The organism is Archangium violaceum Cb vi76 (genome assembly GCF_000733295.1).
Taxonomy (GTDB): Bacteria; Myxococcota; Myxococcia; order Myxococcales; family Myxococcaceae; genus Archangium; species Archangium violaceum.
Window position 1 is genome coordinate 1 of record NZ_JPMI01000310.1, and the last position, 16,587, is coordinate 16,587.

Annotated in this window: 13 protein-coding genes; 6 read left to right on the forward strand and 7 right to left on the reverse strand. The window is 70.5% G+C overall.

Annotated features, from left to right (window positions below):
- Window positions 1-324: 324 nt before the first annotated feature.
- From Q664_RS42985 to Q664_RS42995, 3 genes are all read right to left on the reverse strand, one after another.
- Window positions 325-1,335 (reverse strand): mechanosensitive ion channel family protein, encoded by a 1,011-nt coding sequence (locus Q664_RS42985; RefSeq protein WP_152622666.1) that lies wholly within the window; start codon window positions 1,333-1,335, stop codon window positions 325-327.
- An 87-nt stretch (window positions 1,336-1,422) separates the two neighbouring features.
- On the reverse strand, window positions 1,423-1,992 hold the full coding sequence (locus tag Q664_RS42990) for a DUF2238 domain-containing protein (RefSeq protein ID WP_043410335.1): 570 nt from the start codon (window positions 1,990-1,992) through the stop codon (window positions 1,423-1,425).
- Between the two features lie 69 nt (window positions 1,993-2,061).
- Complete coding sequence (locus tag Q664_RS42995) at window positions 2,062-3,039, reverse strand: metallophosphoesterase (RefSeq protein ID WP_052519392.1); 978 nt, start codon at window positions 3,037-3,039, stop codon at window positions 2,062-2,064.
- 372 nt (window positions 3,040-3,411) lie between these two features.
- On the opposite strand from Q664_RS42995, the gene Q664_RS43005 reads away from it, so the two are divergent.
- The 4 genes from Q664_RS43005 to Q664_RS43020 all read left to right on the forward strand — a co-directional run bounded on the left by Q664_RS43005 (window position 3,412) and on the right by Q664_RS43020 (window position 9,345).
- On the forward strand, window positions 3,412-4,707 hold the full coding sequence (locus Q664_RS43005) for a DUF2254 domain-containing protein (RefSeq protein WP_043410341.1): 1,296 nt from the start codon (window positions 3,412-3,414) through the stop codon (window positions 4,705-4,707).
- A gap of 26 nt (window positions 4,708-4,733) precedes the next feature.
- The gene (locus Q664_RS43010) at window positions 4,734-5,252 is read left to right on the forward strand and encodes a DUF421 domain-containing protein (protein WP_043410343.1); all 519 of its coding nucleotides are present in this window, start codon (window positions 4,734-4,736) and stop codon (window positions 5,250-5,252) included.
- Window positions 5,253-5,392: 140 nt separating this feature from the next.
- Complete coding sequence (locus tag Q664_RS43015) at window positions 5,393-6,568, forward strand: FAD-dependent monooxygenase (protein WP_043410346.1); 1,176 nt, start codon at window positions 5,393-5,395, stop codon at window positions 6,566-6,568.
- Window positions 6,569-6,630: 62 nt separating this feature from the next.
- A complete protein-coding gene (locus tag Q664_RS43020; protein ID WP_052519393.1) occupies window positions 6,631-9,345 on the forward strand; it encodes a cation-translocating P-type ATPase in 2,715 nt (904 codons plus the stop codon).
- A 355-nt stretch (window positions 9,346-9,700) separates the two neighbouring features.
- Here the strand turns inward: Q664_RS43020 and Q664_RS43025 are convergent, their stop codons facing one another.
- The gene (locus Q664_RS43025) at window positions 9,701-10,795 is read right to left on the reverse strand and encodes a lactonase family protein (RefSeq protein WP_043410349.1); all 1,095 of its coding nucleotides are present in this window, start codon (window positions 10,793-10,795) and stop codon (window positions 9,701-9,703) included.
- Between the two features lie 226 nt (window positions 10,796-11,021).
- On the opposite strand from Q664_RS43025, the gene Q664_RS59625 reads away from it, so the two are divergent.
- Window positions 11,022-11,369: a hypothetical protein gene (locus Q664_RS59625; RefSeq protein ID WP_043410351.1), complete on the forward strand. Its 348-nt coding sequence runs from the start codon at window positions 11,022-11,024 to the stop codon at window positions 11,367-11,369.
- Between the two features lie 168 nt (window positions 11,370-11,537).
- Here the strand turns inward: Q664_RS59625 and Q664_RS43035 are convergent, their stop codons facing one another.
- From Q664_RS43035 to Q664_RS43045, 3 genes are all read right to left on the reverse strand, one after another.
- Window positions 11,538-12,413 carry a hypothetical protein gene (locus Q664_RS43035; protein WP_043410353.1) on the reverse strand — a complete coding sequence of 292 codons (876 nt, stop codon included), beginning with the start codon at window positions 12,411-12,413 and terminating at the stop codon, window positions 11,538-11,540.
- A 15-nt stretch (window positions 12,414-12,428) separates the two neighbouring features.
- On the reverse strand, window positions 12,429-14,198 hold the full coding sequence (locus tag Q664_RS43040) for a hypothetical protein (RefSeq protein ID WP_043410355.1): 1,770 nt from the start codon (window positions 14,196-14,198) through the stop codon (window positions 12,429-12,431).
- A 161-nt stretch (window positions 14,199-14,359) separates the two neighbouring features.
- Window positions 14,360-14,908, reverse strand: a complete 549-nt coding sequence (locus Q664_RS43045; protein WP_235217096.1) for a hypothetical protein — start codon at window positions 14,906-14,908, stop codon at window positions 14,360-14,362.
- Between the two features lie 279 nt (window positions 14,909-15,187).
- Between Q664_RS43045 and Q664_RS43050 the strand changes: the two genes are divergently transcribed.
- A partial coding sequence (locus Q664_RS43050; protein ID WP_200883850.1) for a chloride channel protein occupies window positions 15,188-16,587 on the forward strand: 1,400 nt, incomplete at its 3' end.

Below are 16,587 nucleotides of genomic sequence, written 5' to 3' on the forward strand. Positions count from 1 at the left end.
CACCCGACCTCCCGCTGCCTCACGGCCGGAAGAGGCCGCCCAGCAGCACACCCGAGGAGGACGCACGCGGCGCTGTGCCCATCCCCGATGGCGGCGTAGTCGTGAATGCGCGCGGGCCGCAAGCAGGTCTCCCCTACCCGGGAGGGTGGCCACCCCCGGCGGAAGCGTCAGCCGTGCGAGAGGGCCTGGCGCCCGCCCGCCCGGTCCCTGGATGAGGGGAGGAGCATCCCGCCCGGGCTCCGCTGCCTGGACTCCAGGGGCCTGCCTTCCCTCACGCCCTCCGCACCAAGAGCGGAGCGGGCACGGGACGAGGGGCCTTCGCGCTCAATGGTGCGCGGGCGGGGCCTCGTCCGAGGCGGTGCGCGCCGCCTCGGTGCGCACCTCGACGGGCGGCACCCGCGCCAACTCCACCGTGGCGGAGGCCAGCTCGATGCCCTCCTCCTGGAAGCGCTCGAGGATGCGCCGGGAGATGACGTCCTTTACCTCGCGGATGCCGTAGGTCTTCACCAGGAAGCGCACGCTCAGCTCCATCCAGTTGTCCGTCAGCCTCACGAAGGCGCGCGGCTCCAGGTCCGCGGCGTGGATGAGGTAGCGCTCGCGCATGTTCTCCAGCTCGCGGTGGCCCTCCTGGATGATGCCGGTGGTGGCCTCGCGCACGGCCGCCAGGACGATCTCCTCGGCGCGTCCCACGTCGGTGCCGTAGCGCAGCGGCAGCCGCATCTCCTCCCAGAGGAAGTTGAAGTTGCGCGTGTAGTTGTACGTCGGCTGCTTGAAGATCTCCGCGTTGGTGATGGTGACGACCCGGCCCGTGTACTGCCGCGACGCCACCCACGAGTGCGGATCCGGGAACAGGAGGTTGGGCACGCCCATCTCCATCACCGTCGTCTTGAACAGACCGATGTCCAGCACGTCCCCGCGCACGTCGCCAATCTGGATGCGGTCCCCCAGATCGAACACCTTGCCGAACACGATGACGAAGTAGCCGGCCATGGACTGCACCGCGTTCTGCGAGGCGAAGGCGATGCCACCGGCCAGCAGTCCGGTGAAGGTGGCGAAGCGCTCGGGCTTGTCGAACCAGATGGACAGCAGCAGCAGCACGCTGAGTCCACCGAAGGCCAGGCGGATGGACTTGCGCGTCCAGATGGAGCGGCGCGAGACGCCCGTGCCCAGGCCCACCACCACGCCCAGCAGCGCGCGCACGCCCATCACCAGCGCGAGCACCACCAGTGACAGCACCACCTTGCGCAGCGTCTCGGCGTTGAAGCCGAGAATGCGGACCCCGAAGAACTCCATGCCCGCAAGCTGTGCCGGCCCGCGGGGTGCGACAAGGCTCACGCCTGCTCGTCCTCCAGGCGAGGACCAGCCGGCCCTTCGAGAGCCCGCCACGCCCATGGAACGATGTGCTGGGCGGCGCGCATCCGGCTACCCGGCGCGGGCCGGGCCACGCCACATCCCGGGCGGGTAGCGGTCCATCAGCCGCAGCGCGAGCGCGGACCCCATCATCGCCCCCAGGGTGTCGAGCAGCAGGTCCGGCAGCGTGTCCTCCAACGGGAACCGGAGGGAATTGGCCACCCACTCGGCGAACTCCCAGAGCACTCCCGCGGAGAGGGTGAGGGCGGTGGCGAGCGTCCACAGCAGGGCCCGGCGTGCCGTGAGGGGCGGTCCCACGGCCTGGCCCAGCCGGAGGCAGATCAGCACGGCCCCGGTCAGCGGCGTCAGCAGGTGGAGCAGATCATCGAAGAACCAGACGCGCCTCAGCAGCCCCCCGCCCCACCCCACGGCGTTGAGCAGGGCCGTGAGCACCACCACCAGATCGAGCACCGCCGGCAGCTGGCGCACGAGCGTCAGGTAGGCGATGGACAGGGCCAGGAAGCCGCTGACGAGAAACGCGTCCGACCACCGCCCCGCCTCGAGCGTGAGGGCCAGGCACAGGAGGATGAGGAGCACGCCACTCCAGGCCGCGAGGGTATAGCCCCTTCCTTCCAGGGCCATGGGAAACGGCCCCTCTGAAGAAGATCTCATGTCCGAAGGATGGGAGTGGGACCGGTGGAGCGCCATGCACTACCTCCGCGAGCCCTGTCCCCGCCGGGCCGCGCGGGACCGCTCGGAAGAGGCCAGGGCGTCCGGCTCGCCGCGCCGCAGGGTGAACACCGTCAGCTCGGGGGGGCAGTTGATGCGCACGGGGATGGTGCTCATCCCGAGGCCCCGGTTGACGTAGAGGTGATTGCCCGGCGCGCCGAAGCCGGGGTCGGAGATCCACCCGTCCGTATGGGACTCGCCTTCCACGGCGAGGCTGCGCCAGCTCCAATGGGGCAGGAAGGGGATGCGGACCTGGCCCCCATGGGTGTGGCCCGCCACCGCGAAGGGCGCGGTGCCCGGGGGAAACTCCCGGAACGAGTCCGGGTTGTGCATGAGCACGAGGCGGGGCGCCCCGGGGGGTACGTCCTCCAGCGCCTCCAGGGGCTCGTCGCGCAGGGCCCAATGCGAATCCACCCCCACCAGGTGGAGCGCGGGCTCGCCCGGGCCGAGCCGGACGGCCTCGTTGCGCAGCACCGTCACGCCGATGGAGCGCAGCCCCGCCACCGCCGCCTCCATCACCCCGAGCTCGATGTTGTCCTCCTTCGTATTCAGGCCGTAGTCGTGGTTGCCGAGCACCGCGAAGGTGGGCAGCCCCGCCTGTGTCAATGGCCGGAGGAGCTCCTCCACCCGCCCCATCTTGCCGGCCACCTCGTCGGCCTCCGCGTCGAAGACGAAGTCCCCGAGAAGCAACACCGCCGCCGGCCGGAGCCGGACGGTGTCGGCCACCGCCTCCCGCATGGCCCGCTCGTTGCCCAGGTTCATGCCAATCTGGAAGTCCGCGAGCACGGCGACCTGGCGGCCCTCCCAGGCCGCGGGCAGGCCCGGCACCCGGGCCTCCTGATGCTCGACCTCGAGCAGGTAGCGCGGCTCGATGAACACCCCGTAGAGGGCCAGGGCCACGAAGACGGCCAGCACCGTCCCCCCGATGCGCACGAGCTTCCGTTTCGTCCCCTGCTTCACATGTGCCTCCGCTCGAAGCGCTCAACGCCGCCCCGCCTGCATGCCACGCGGCAACGTCAACAGTCGCACCTCCCTGGCGTCCCCTGGGGTCGGGCGGCCCGGGGGCCGCGTTCACTTTCAAGGGTCGGTCCGCCCCCCCGCGAGTGCCAGTACGGGCTACGGCGGCTCCACCACGTCCCCGGAGAGTGTGGGGCTGCGAAGCGACAGGATGTCGCTCTTCTCGAGGAACGTCCGCTCGGAGGCCTGTCCGCAGGCCCGCTGTCCGGTAGGGCTCTCAGGCGCCCCCTCGGACCGGTCCGCTCTGCACCCCCACGCGGGAAGCAACAGGTTGCTGGGAGGCAACACGGGCCCTCCAGGGAGAAATGAGGCGGCATGCGACTACGACTCATGCGCCTGACCGAGCGCTTCGACACGAGCTACTGGCTGGTCCCCACACTGTGCGTGGCCGGAGCCATCGGCCTCTCGTATGCCGCCCAGGCCATCGACTCGCACCTGTCCCAGGAGGAGCACGCCTGGTACCTCTTCCGCGGGGGGCCCGAGGGTGCGCGCTCGGTGCTCTCCGCGGTCGCCTCCTCGATGATGACGTTCTCGGGCCTGGTCTTCTCCGTCACCATCCTCGTGCTCCAGCAGGCCAGCAACCAGTTCTCCCCCCGCGTCCTGCGCACCTTTCTCAGGGACCGGCAGAGCCAGCTTGCCCTGGGCATCTTCGTGGGCACGTTCGTCTACGCCCTGCTGACGCTGCGCGGTGTCCGGGGCACGTCGGAGGGCATCGAGCTCCACGTGCCCTCGTTGTCCGTCTGGCTCGCGGTGGTGCTCGGCGTGCTCTGCGTGGGCACCTTCATCTTCTTCATCCACCACGTCTCCCAATCCATCCGCGCCGTGGTCATCCTCACCCGCATCGGCAACGAGACGCGCCACAGCCTGGAACGGATGTACCCGGACGGCATTGGCGAGGACGTGGAGGACTCCCGGCTCGAGAGGCCCCCGGCCCCCGCCTCGCTCCTCGTGCCCCATTCCGGCACCTCCGGCGTGCTCGTCGCCGTGGACGAGGAGGAGCTCTTCACGTGTGCCCGGAAGGCGGGCGTCACGCTCGCCCTGGTGCCCATGGTGGGCGACTTCGTTCCCCATGGAAGTCCACTCTTCGAGGTCTGGGGCGAGGGCGCGCGGCTCGAGGTCGAAGCCCTGCTGAGCGCCATCAACATTGGCCCGGAGCGGACCCTGCATCAGGACACCGCCTTTGGCTTCCGCCAGCTCGTCGACATCGCCGAGCGCGCCCTCTCCCCGGGCATCAACGATCCCACCACGGCCGTCCAGGCCATCGACCAGCTGCACGACTTGCTGCGGCGCCTCGTCCGGCAGCGCTTTCCCTCACCCGCGCGCGAGGACGAAGCGGGCACGGTGCGGCTGCTCTGCCCGCGACCGGGCTGGAGCGCGTACGTGCGGCTCGCCGTGGACGAGGTGCGCGACTACGGCGCGGGCTCCCTCCAGGTGGCCCGGCGCCTGCGCTTCCTGCTGGAGGATCTGCTGCGGGTGGCGCCGCCCTTCCGGCGCGCCGAGCTGGAGCGGCAGCTCTCGCTGCTGGATGCCAGCGTCGGACGGGCCTTCGAGGACGTGCGGGAAGCAGAGACGGCCCGCCATGCCAATCCGCAGGGGCATGGCCCACACTGAAGCCGCGCTCGCCATGGGAGGAAGGCATGTTCTTCGACAACTGGCAGGGTCTGGGCCGGGTGCTGCTGGTAGGCGCGTGTGCCTACGCGGCGCTGGTGCTCATGCTGCGCATCTCGGGCCCCCGCACCCTCTCCAAGCTCAATGCCTTCGACCTGGTGGTGACGGTGGCGCTGGGCTCCACCCTCGCCACGGTGCTCTTGTCGAGGGACGTGGCATTGGCCGAGGGCCTGCTCGCCTTCGCCCTCCTCATCGGGCTGCAGTTCCTCGTCACCTGGACCTCGGTGCGCGCGCCCTGGGTCAACCACATGGTGAAGTCCGAACCCATTCTGCTGTTCCACCAGGGGCGCTTCCTTCCCAGGGCCATGCGCCGGGCGCGTGTCGTCGAGTCGGAAGTCCTCGCCGTGATGCGAGACCAGGGGGTGGCACGGCTCGACGCCGTCGAGGCCGTCGTGCTCGAGACCGATGGCTCGATGTCCGTTCTCCAGCGGCCCGACAAGCCACCCGATACCCTCGCCAACGTGCGCCCCCCGGACACCAGGCCGTGACGCTTCGGTTCCCCGCGCCAGCCGGGGGGTGAACTTTCCAACGCTCCGCTCAGTTTGTCGCACGCGCCCAAGCAGATGAGCGATGTCGCCGCCTACTTCGCCTCGCTGCCCGCGCCCTCGCACTGAGAGAGAGGCCAAAGATGAAGGTGCTCATCTGTGGAGGAGGAATCGCCGGGCTGACGCTGGCGTGGTGTCTGGAGCGCCAGGGCCATCATCCCGTGGTGGTCGAGAGGGCCCCGCACTTCCGGGATGAAGGCTACATGATCGACTTCTTCGGCTCGGGCCACGACGCGGGCGAGCGGCTGGGCCTCTTGCCAGAGCTCGAGCGGATTCACTATCCGATCGCACACCTCACCTTCGTGGACGAGCGAGGCCGGGAGCGCATCTCCCTGCCCTACCCCGTGCTGCGCAGGCGGATCTTCGAAGGTCGTCACTTCAACTTCATGCGGGGCGAGCTGGCGCGGGTGCTCCATGCCCGGATTGAAGGCAGGGTCGAGCTCCGCTTCCACACGACCGTGGAGGCGTTCGAGCAGCATGGAGCTCGAGTCCGCGTGCGGCTGAGCGACGGAGCGGAGGACGACTTCGACCTCCTGGTGGGCGCGGACGGAGTCCACTCCCAGGTCCGCCGGCTGGCCTTCGGGCCGGAAGAGCGATTCGCGCGCTTCATTGGCTGCTACACGGCCTCGTTCATCCTGGACGGCCCCCCGGACGGGCTGCGCGACCGCGAGGCCTTCACCACCCTGACGGTGCCGAATCGGCAGGTGGCCGTGTACCCCATCCGGGGAGGACGTCTCGCCACGTTCTTCATCCACCGGGCCGAGCACCCGGTCGAGGACTTCTCCCGGGAGTCCGCGCTCCGGGAGCTCCGGACCGTCTACCGGGGGATGGACTGGCTCGTCCCCGAGCTGCTCGAGCGCTGTGAACAGGCATCGGGCTTCTATTTCGACACGGTGACGCAGATAGACATGCCGCACTGGAGCACCGGGCGCGTCGTGTTGTTGGGTGATGCGTGCCAGTGCGTCTCACTGCTGGCGGGCCAGGGAGCGTCCATGGCGGTCGCCGGTGCGTACCTCCTGGCCGAGGAACTGGGGATGGCGGGCAGCGACGTCCCGGCCGCGCTGGCTCGCTACGAGCAACGGCTCAAGCCCGCCATCGAGCACAAGCAGGCCGCCGGGCGCCGCATCGCGGGATGGTTCGTGCCCGAGAGCCGGCTCCGCCTGGCGCTCCGGGACCTCGGGCTGCGCATGTCCCTCTGGCCCGTGGCCTCATCGGTGTTCCGTCGCCGCATGGCCGCGGAGAGCATCTTTCGTCATTAGAGAGAACTTGCCCCCGATTCTCGCATCCGGGAAACGGCCGGGAGTCCGCACGGAGGTGCACAGTGGAGAAGAATCACGGGGAGCCCTGGCATGCCCTGCCGGCAGAGGAGCTGGAGGCGAAGCTCGGCACGGGTGCGCTGGGTCTGACCCGCCCCACGGCCTCGGCCCGGCTGACGCGGTACGGCCCCAACCAGCTCGAGGAGGCGCCTCCCACGCCCCTCCTCCTGGTGCTCCTGCACCAGTTCCAGAGTCCACTCATCTACATCCTGCTCGCGGCCGGGGTGGTGACGCTGCTGCTCGGAGAGCACATCGACGCGGGCGTCATCGCCGCCATCCTCGTCATCAACGCGCTCATCGGCTTCACCCAGGAGCGCCGGGCCGAGGTGTCCGTGCGTGCGCTCATGCGGCTGGTGGCCCCCAGGGCCCGCGTGGTGCGCGAGGGGCGCGAGCGGGAGGTGGAGAGCCGGGAGTTGGTGCCGGGGGACCTGGTGCTGCTGGAGTCGGGCACGCGGGTGCCGGCGGACCTGCGGCTGGTGTCGGCCACGGCGCTCACGGTGAACGAGTCGCTGCTCACCGGGGAGTCCGTGCCGACACACAAGCGGGCGGGCACGGTGGAGGAGGGGGCGCCGGTCTCGGACCGGGAGAACATGGCCTACACGGGCACGGTGGTGGCGAGCGGCCGGGGCCGCGGCTACGTGGTGGCCACCGGCGGACACTCGGAGCTGGGGCGCATCGCCGGCAGCATCCGCGAGGAGGTGGAGCAGACGACGCCGCTGCAGGAGCGGATGGACCGCTTCGCGCGGCTGGTGGGCATCGTGGTGGGGGTGGGCTCGTTGGCGGGTTTCCTCATCGGCGTGCTGAGGGGCGAGTCGGTGGCTCACATGTTCATGGTGGCGGTGGCGCTCGCGGTGGCGGCCATCCCCGAGGGCCTGCCGGTGGTGCTCACCATCACCCTGGCGGTGGGGGTGCGGCGCATGGCGCGGCGGCGGGCCATCATCCGCAAGCTGCCGGCCATCGAAACGCTGGGCAGCACCACCGTCATCGGCTCGGACAAGACGGGCACCCTGACGGAGAACCGGATGACGGTGCAGGAGATGTGGGCGGGGGGCCGCTTCTACTCGCTGACGGACGAGGCGCTCGCGCGGGATGGGCGGGCGCGGCCGGCGGAGGACGCGGAGAGCCTCGCCGAGCACCCGCCGCTGTACCTGGCGCTGCTGGCGGGAGTGCTCACCAACGAGGCCGAGGTATTCCAGGGCGAGCAGGGCCTGGAGACGCGGGGAGACCCGACGGAGGCGGCGCTGCTGCTGGCGGCGGAGAAGCTGGGCGTGCGGCACGAGGCGGTGCGGGCGCACTGGGCCTCGTACGCGGAGATTCCCTTCGAGCCGGAGCGGCAGTATTCGGCGAGCATCCGCGAGCGGGAGGGCGCGCGAAGCGTCTTCGTGAAGGGAGCACCGGAGCGGGTGGTGGCCATGTGCCACACGCAGCAGGGCGAGTCGGGACCGGAGCCCCTGGACGCGAGCGCGGTGCAGCAGGCGGCGACGGCGCTGGCGGCACGGGGCCTGCGGGTGCTGGCCATGGCGTACCGGAGGTTGGACGGAGCGGCGCCGCGCCCCGAGGAGGTGGGAGAGCCCGGGGGCCTCACCTTCCTGGGGCTCTCGGGGATGATGGACCCGCCCAGGGAGGGCGTGCGCGAGGCGGTGGCGGCCTGCCAGGGGGCGGGCATCCGGGTGGTGATGATTACGGGAGACCACGCGGCGACGGCGCGGGCCATCGGCGAGGACCTGGGACTGGGGGGCCCGGGCGAGGTGCTGACGGGGCGGGAGTTGGAGGCGTTGGACGAGGAGGCGCTGCGGCGGCGGGTGCGCGAGGTGTCGCTCTACGCGCGGGTGGCACCCGAGCAGAAGCTGCGGGTGGTGAGGGCGCTGCAGAAGGAAGGGGCGGTGGTGGCGGTGACGGGGGATGGCGTCAACGACGCCCCGGCGCTGAAGGCGGCGGACATCGGCGTGGCCATGGGGCGCGGGGGCACGGACGTGGCGCGCGAGGCCTCGGACATGGTGCTCGCGGACGACAACTTCGTGAGCATCGTCAACGCGGTGGAGGAAGGCCGGGTCACCTTCGACAACCTGCGCAAGGCCACCTTCTTCCTCATCTCCACGGGCGCGGCCTCCATCCTGGTGATTCTGGTCTCGCTCGCGCTGGGGTGGCCGCTGCCGTTCCTGCCGGCTCAGCTCTTGTGGCTCAACCTCGTCACCAACGGCCTGCAGGACGTGGCGCTGGCCTTCGAGCCCGGTGACGAGGGCGTGTTGAAGCGTCCTCCGCGTCCGCGCCGCGAGGGCTTCATCTCGGGGCTGCTGTGGGAGCGCACGGTCCTCTCCGGCATCGTCATCGCCCTGGGGACGCTCGCCATCTTCCGCTGGGAGCTGGGGCTGACGGGCTCGGTGCCAGCGGCGCAGACGGCGGCGCTGACGACGATGGTGCTCTTCCAGATGTTCCAGGTGGGCAACGCGCGCTCGGAGACGCAGTCCGTCTTCCTGCGCAGCCCCTTCTCCAACCCGTTCCTGTTCTGGGCCACGGCGGCGGCGCTGCTGGTGCACGTGGGAGCGCTCTTCTTCGCGCCCACGCAGTTCGTGCTGCGCGTGGTGCCCCTGACGGACTGGAGCTCCTGGCTGCGCATCATCGCCGTGGCCGCCAGCATCATCGTCGCCGTGGAGCTGCACAAGCTGCTGCACAGGCCTCGGGCCGTGAGCGAAGGGCTGAGCGACGCCCCACCCGGATAGCGCGCGATGTCCATCACGGTGGGCGTGCAGGGGGACGGGCGAGGAGATGGAGGAGAAGTTCCCGGGTGAGGTGGACGAGGCCAACAAGAAGTCATTCGAGGCGCTGGGGTAAGACGATCCCAAGGCGCCGGGGCCATTCGGGGCCAACTCGGAGCCGGATGGAACGAACTGGTCCGCCTCGGAGGGCTTCAAGACCTTCGTGGAGCGAGGCACGCAGTTCAAGTGGGTGCTGCTCCGCCGCGGTCCCGTGGTGACGAAGGAGCGCGTGGACTTCACCAAGCCGTTCCAGGCGGACCGCGCCGTCCTCCCGGGGCAGACATGCACCGGGAGGCGGCGGGCCCGTGAGTGGCGGTGCTCAGCGGAAGAGGAGCCCCGTGGAGCCGGCCGGAGCGGGCACGCTGCCCAGGCCAGAGAGGCCGCCTCCGTCCCCCACCCGGTAGGCGCGGACGGCCCCCTGCGAGTCGAGCACGTAGAGGTAGCGGCTGTCGTCCGACAGGCTCATGTCGATCAGCACGCTGCCCTCGGGGGCGCTGGCGGTGACGCCATCGGAGTCCAGCAAGGAGAGGTTGCCGCTCTTGAAGATACGGTAGCCGGTGATGGAGGCACTCCCCGTGTTGGAGGTGTAGGCATAGCGCCCGTTGCGTGTCACCACCACCCAGCACGCCGCCGTCTGCCGGCTGGGCTGCTGGTCCTGGAGCGACAGCCGCCCCGCGCCATCGACATGGTACGAGGACAGCGCCGAGCCATTCGGGACCCCGGCCGCCGCTTCGGAGACGAAGAGGCGACCGCGCTTGTCGAAGGCGAAGCCGAAGGGCGTAGGGCCCTCCGAGGACTGGACGATGGGCCCATGGGCCCTGCCGTTGACGTCCACCGTATAGGTGTCAATGAGGTTGGTTGCCTTCTCCGTTACGACCAGCAGCGAGCCATCCGGGCTGAAGGACACCTGCGCGGGAGCCGTCACCGCCGCGCCGCTCAGCGGGCGTATGGAGTCCGGCAGGGGCGTCAGCCCGCCGTCGCTCCCCACCCGGAAGCCGCTGATGTTGCCTCCGTCCCCCGCGTTGAGCACGTAGAGCAGCTCCCCGTGGACGGTCAGGCTCACCGGCGTCGTGCCTCCGGACGGCACCCGCCCCAGCAGCTTCGGCCCGGAGCGCAGCACCCGGAAGGAGGAGAGGTCGTTGCTGCCGGCGTTGATGACGAACAGGAAGCGCTCGTCCTCGCTGAGGGCCAGAGCGCCCTGGTTGCCCAGTCCGCTGCCCGTGCCCCGTCCTCCCGTGGCCACCCGCGGCCCGGCGCTCAGCGTGCCGTCCTCTTCCTGGATGAAGACGGCCACCGCGTTGCCCTCGGCGTCGTTCGACACCGTGTAGACGGTGGACTGACGGGGTGTGCCGTCCCAGCCCGCGAGCAGCATCGCCGTCACGAGCCCCAGGCCCAGTTTGATTGCCTTGAACATCCTGTCCCCCCCTTGTTCCACCTGCTGGAGATTGGAAGCAGCGTGGATGGGCGGGAGGGTCTTCACGGGTGACACCAACCACAAGCCGGAGCAGCCGCCACCCGGTACACTGTCAACTCGACTCCCCCACCCCGGAGGACATGACACCGTTGGATTGGGCCGGGCTGCTGCGCCGGCCCCCCCCCCGATACAGACGTTTCGTTTTACCTGAAACCAAACATGAGATGTGGCCGAGAAGATGGGCCTGGCGAGCACGTTGCTGCTGAAGTACCAGGCCGGCGTCATCCCGAGCCCCCAGGAGGCGCTCGAACTGTTCGAGCGCATCGACGACAACATCAATTTCCTCGTCCTCCTGCTCAAGAAGCTCGTCGAGGCGGTGAAGGCCATCGTCCAGGGGGTCATCGACACCCTGAAAGCCCTGGCCGATGGCATCCGCAGCCTCTTCCCAGAGCAGGAGACGCGGACCGCCTTCATCCCGGACCGAGAGCCGCTGGGTGAAGAAGGGCCGGGTGTACTCCCGGCTCACCGATGGCCGGCTGTACACGGCCAGATCGCCCGTCCTGGTCCGCAGTGACTTCACCGGCCGGATGCACTTCGACGCTGGCATCCTCCGCCTGCGGACCCGTGCGCTCGACGTCGCGGGCGATCTGCCGCTCCGCCGCGCCTTGCACGGTGAGCCGTGCTGAAGGTGAAGTCGAGCGCCCCATCAAGGACATCCTTCGAATCACCACCCCGCGCGCATTCAGAGGGGCTGAGACGGAGCTCCGAGCAGCCGGTAGGTGCGCCAGGCCCGCCACGCGGGCGAGCCGGGCACGAGCGCCGCGTCGATGGCGCACACCCATCGGCCCAGGTTCGCGGGCCGCATCCGCTCGAAGCACGTGCCAGCCAGCTCCACGAGCGCCGCGTTGTCCGGGGTCCGCACGGCGGCCGTCGAGCCCAGGAATCCCACGGCACGGCCGGACCCGACGAGGAAGCGTCCGAACGAGCCGCCTCCTCGCGCCTGCACGAGCGTGTCACAGGCCCACGCCGCGAATACGCCGCACGGCCGCCAGGCGCCCTGGGCCTCGACGTGCTCCCGGTACACGCCGTGGTAGCCCCCCAGCCCGTCCGAGTGGCCATGGCCGAAGTAGGCGGCCAGCGCGGGCCCTCCGGCGAGCCGCTCCAGCATCGCCGGGCGGTTCAGCCGGTCGGCGAACCAGGTGATGGTCCGGCCGGGACAGACGGCGCGCAGGTGCCGCGCGAAGCCCCTGCCCAGCCGCAGGTAGTGCTCCTCCCACGCGGCCAGCACCGCCTGGGGCCCGCACGCGCGCCGGCCCCATTGCACCACCGCCTCCAACCACGGGGACAGCGCGCCCGGCTCCCGGGCGAAGAGCACGCCCACCGGCAACCCGCCCACCACGGGCCCAGGTACCACCGTGCGCGGCGAGCGGTGCGGGGGCGCTACCAGGAGGACACCCCCGGCGTGGCCCGCCAGCCTTCGCGCCAGGGCCTCCAGGTGGAAGGGGTCCCCTCCGTCCCCGGGCTCCGGGCGCCGGTGGAAGACAGCCGGGAGCCCGGCGGCCCCGAGCGCCTCGACGAGCGGGCGCCGGAACGACGAGGGCGCGAAGAGGGCCAGCATCGGTGCCGGGCCTCGCTACGGCGCGTGCACCCGGCCGAGCCGAGCCGCGGCGGCGGAGGGAATCCGGATGGGCGGCAGCGGCTTCCGGCGCGGCCTGGGCAGCGGCACCACGACGCGCGTGGGACCCTTGAACACGTCACGCGCGTAGGGCCGCAGCAGGTTCACGTCCAGGCCGCGTCCCCGCAGGCTCGGGAAGTCGCGCCGGCCCCACTGCTCGTACCAGAACTCCTCGACGATCACCGCCTGCTGCTCCCGGTTGAAGCGGCTCAGCTTGTTGCCCCGAGCGCGAAGCATGGCGTTCGTCACCGTGTAGCCCTCGCCGAGCGTCTGCGCGTGCAGGGCCTCGATCATGTACACCGGGCCCGCCACCACGCCCTGCCAGGTGTGCGTCAGCTCGTGGATGAGCGTCTTGATGCTGACCTCGCGCCACGAGGCGAAGTTGAGCACGTACATCGTCGTGAAGGGCCTCGTTCCATTGATCAGGTTGACCAGGTCCGCCGGGATGGAGGCGACGGCCACCTTCACGCGGTTCAGGTCGATGGACTTGCCGAACACCCGGCGGGCCTGCAGCTTCTCCGCGGCCGTGAGCGGCCGGTGTCCGCCCAGGATGTCCAGCAGCGTGGCGAAAGCCAGCGTCGCCACCCCGGCGGTCGTCTTGAGCGCCTCCTTCATGATGAGGAACGGGCTCTTGCCCAGCGCGATGAGCCCCTTGAAGAAGCCCTCGCGGAACTGGGAGGCCACGTTCCGGACGATGTCGGCGATGGCCTTGCCCAGCTGCACGCCCGCCCGGAACAGGCCCTCCAGGACCATGCGCAGGGTGCTGACCTGGTCCTTCACGAAGGCCACCAGGATGTCGCGCGTCTGCCGGTACGCCCGGTACAGGCCCTCGACGAGCCGGCGCACGGTGGTGCCGGTGAAGCGGGCGACCTCGCGAGCCACCTCCGCCAGCTTCCTGCCCGCCGTCCTCAACCCGCGAAAGAGCTTCTCCAGTGAGGCCGCCGACCACTGGACGACGGACTGGACCACCTCACGAATCTTCCGGCCGGCGTCGAGCACGGCCCGGACGAACTTCTTCAGCGCGTCCTGCCCCTTCTCGAGGGCCTCGGCGAGAATCTCTCCGACCTTGCGGCCGGCCTCGAGCACGCCCTCGACGAAGTCGGCGATCTTCGAGGCGGTCCACTTGACGACCTTGCCGATGGCCTTGGCCAGGGACTTCCCGGCGGCCTTGAGCGCGTCGCCCACCGTCTTGACGGCGCCCTTCACCCAGTTCCAGGCCTTGGAGAACAGGCCGTCGGTTCCCGGAGTGCCGGAGCGCTCGGTGCGTAGCACGTGACCGGCGCGTTGGAACCACTCGGCCACGTCGTCGAGGCTGCCGCCCGCGGCGAAGAAGTCCTTCATGAAGGTCCGGGCATCCGCCCGGGCCATCCCACCGATGTGGTGGACGACGAGCAGGCCCCTGCGCTGCTGCCGGAAGGCCCGCACCATCATCCGCCGCTGCTGGACGCCACCGCGCCGCGCCCAGTCGAGCAACGGCTCGGCGTCCGTCTCCGCCTCGGTGTCGTCGTGCCAGTTGGCGATGACGCCCCGGGTGAAGTTCAGGGCCTTGTGCTCCGAGGCGTGGAAGACCCGGGCAACGCTCGGCGCCAGCTCCGTGCGCTGGAGCCGCAGGCTTCGCACCTCCTCACGGGCGGCGGTCGCGCTCGTCAGCCGGAGCGCGGTCAGCCGCTGGGTCAAGGCACCCGAGATGGGCTGGGAGGGAAATGTGATGGCTGGGATCGCGGGCATGGGCTGTTCTCCTCCGGGTGGGGTCTCCCCCCCGGAGACGCGCCTGGGTGCTGCCTCCACGCAGCACCTTCACAGAGGGGGCGGACCACTCCCTTTGACTGGTTTGTGTTCAAAGTGGATGGAGTGGAGACGCCTGGAGATGTGACGCGCTCGCTCGGAATCTACACGCGCACCGCGGTGCCGACTGGCCGCTTCGTCCTCCGCTGGTAGCGCTCGGTCGCGGCGAACATCAGGCCCAACGGCAACCCGAAGGTCACCGCATGCAGCGCGAGCTGCAGGAACTGCGGTGCCTCGAGGAACCAGGGGTAGAAGAGCCGGGCGATCACCTGGAAGTTCACCAGCCAGATGGCCGCGCCAAAGAGCAACCCCACCGCCGCCTGACGACCCCAGCTCGTGCGGCCCTCCACGCTCATCCGCGACTCGATGGCGCCATAGAGGAGCCCGAAGAGGGCCGACAGGGCCAGGTGCACGCCGAGCCCCACCGCGACGACCCACCCGAGCCAGACGGCCTCGGAGAAGGCCTCCCGCCCCAGCAGGACGCTGGCGAACGAGCGTACGGGCATCAACGCGGGGTTGCCCATCGCCGCCGAGCCGATGAGCTCCACCGCCCCGAAGACGAGGCCGGCGACGAGGCCGTAGACCATTCCCTGCCCCACGACCCGTCCGGTGCTCCCACGAGCCGCCTCACGAGTGGCCGGTGTCCGCTCCATGATCCACCTCTCCGCTGTTGGGCCTTTGATTAGGAGTACCCATTCGCGAGGGCAAGACCAGTACCCCTCCCAGCCAGGCGAGAAGGGGCTCGCGGTCTCCTCCGGTCAGCAGGTGGCAGCGGAACGCCACCCGACCCGGCCACCGGGTGGGCCCTGGCTGCCCGGATGCCGACCATGTGACGCCCGGAGGCCAGGGAATTCCAGGAGACGACCCCACCAGCGGATGAGGGGCCAAAGCACCTTGAAGCTCCCCGGGGGAGTCCATTAGTTGGAACTCAAATGAATGACGAACCTCCGCCCACCTCCCGCCTTCGGCTCCGCGAGCCCTTGCGGCGAGTCATCCATGAGGTGCTGAGCGCCTCCAACCGGCTCCGCCTGCCCGGCCCCTCGGTGCTGCCGGTGGCTGGCGCGGTGGTGGGCCTCTACAGCGGCCTGGCCGCGGGCATCTTCGCCAACCTCATTGGAGTGGTGAACGCGCTCACGTTCACCGTCGCCTTCGCGAGCCGGGCCCCGCGTCCGCCGGGCTCGAGCACCCTCATCACCCTCTGGGAGGCGCTGGCCCAGGCGCACTGGCACGCCGAGTACGCCATCATCGGCGCCCCGCTGGCCTTCGGCGCCGTGCTGCTGGCGCGCGTCATCGAGCCGGGCGGGCCCCGGGACGAGGTGAAGCGCCGGCTGCGGCTGCTGGCCCTGCTGGTGCTGGGCGCGCTCGCGCTCTACTACCCGCTGGTGGCCCTCACCGCGCTCAACCGCGCCTTCGGCCACGCCGAGCACCTCGCGGAGACGCTGCCGCACCTGCCCTGGTGGATCTACCTGGTGGCCCCGCCGCTGGGCGGCATGGTGGTGGGGCGGCTGCTGCGCGACTACCCGGACACCCACGGCCACGGCGTCCCCGAGGTGGTGCGAGCGGTGAAGGGCAACCAGGATCTGCCCGGCCAGCGCGGCCTGCTCAAGCTGGTGGCGAGCGCCATCACCATCGGCAGCGGTGGCTCGGGCGGACGCGAGGGCCCCATTGTGTATGGAGGCGCCGCCTTCGCCTCGACGGTGGGCCGCACGCTGGGCTTCTCCCGCCGCGAGTTGGCCATCCTGCTGGCGTGCGGGGCGGGCGCGGGCATCTCCGCCTCCTTCAATGCCCCCATCGCCGGCGCCATGTTCGCGATGGAAATCATCCTGCGCGAGTTCGAGCTGCGCGTCTTCTCTCCCATCATCCTCGCGAGCGTGGCGGGCACCCTGGTGAGCCGGGGCACCCTGGAAGCGGCACCGATGCTCCACCGGCTCGGCTACAAGCTGGTGAGCGGCTGGGAGGTGCTGTGCTACGCGGGGCTGGGCCTGTTGTGCGGGCTGCTCGCGTACGCCTTCGTGCGGCTGTTGCACCACACGGAGGACTTCTTCGGTGGACGGGTGGCGGGAGGCCTGTCCGCGTGGCTCGGCCGGCGAGCGTTGTGGCAGCGCGCGGGAATCGGCGGGCTGTGCGCGGGCGTGCTCCTCTTCCTCAGCCCCACGGTGTGGGGCAGCGGCCACGACTACATCAACCTGGCCGCCATCGGGCACCTGAGCTTCGCCTTCCTCGTCACCGCGAGCCTCGTGAAGCTGGTGGCCACCGCCATCACCCTGGGCTCGGGTGGCTCGGGCGGCACGTTCTTTCCCTCGGCGGTGATGGGGACGATGTTGGGAGGGGC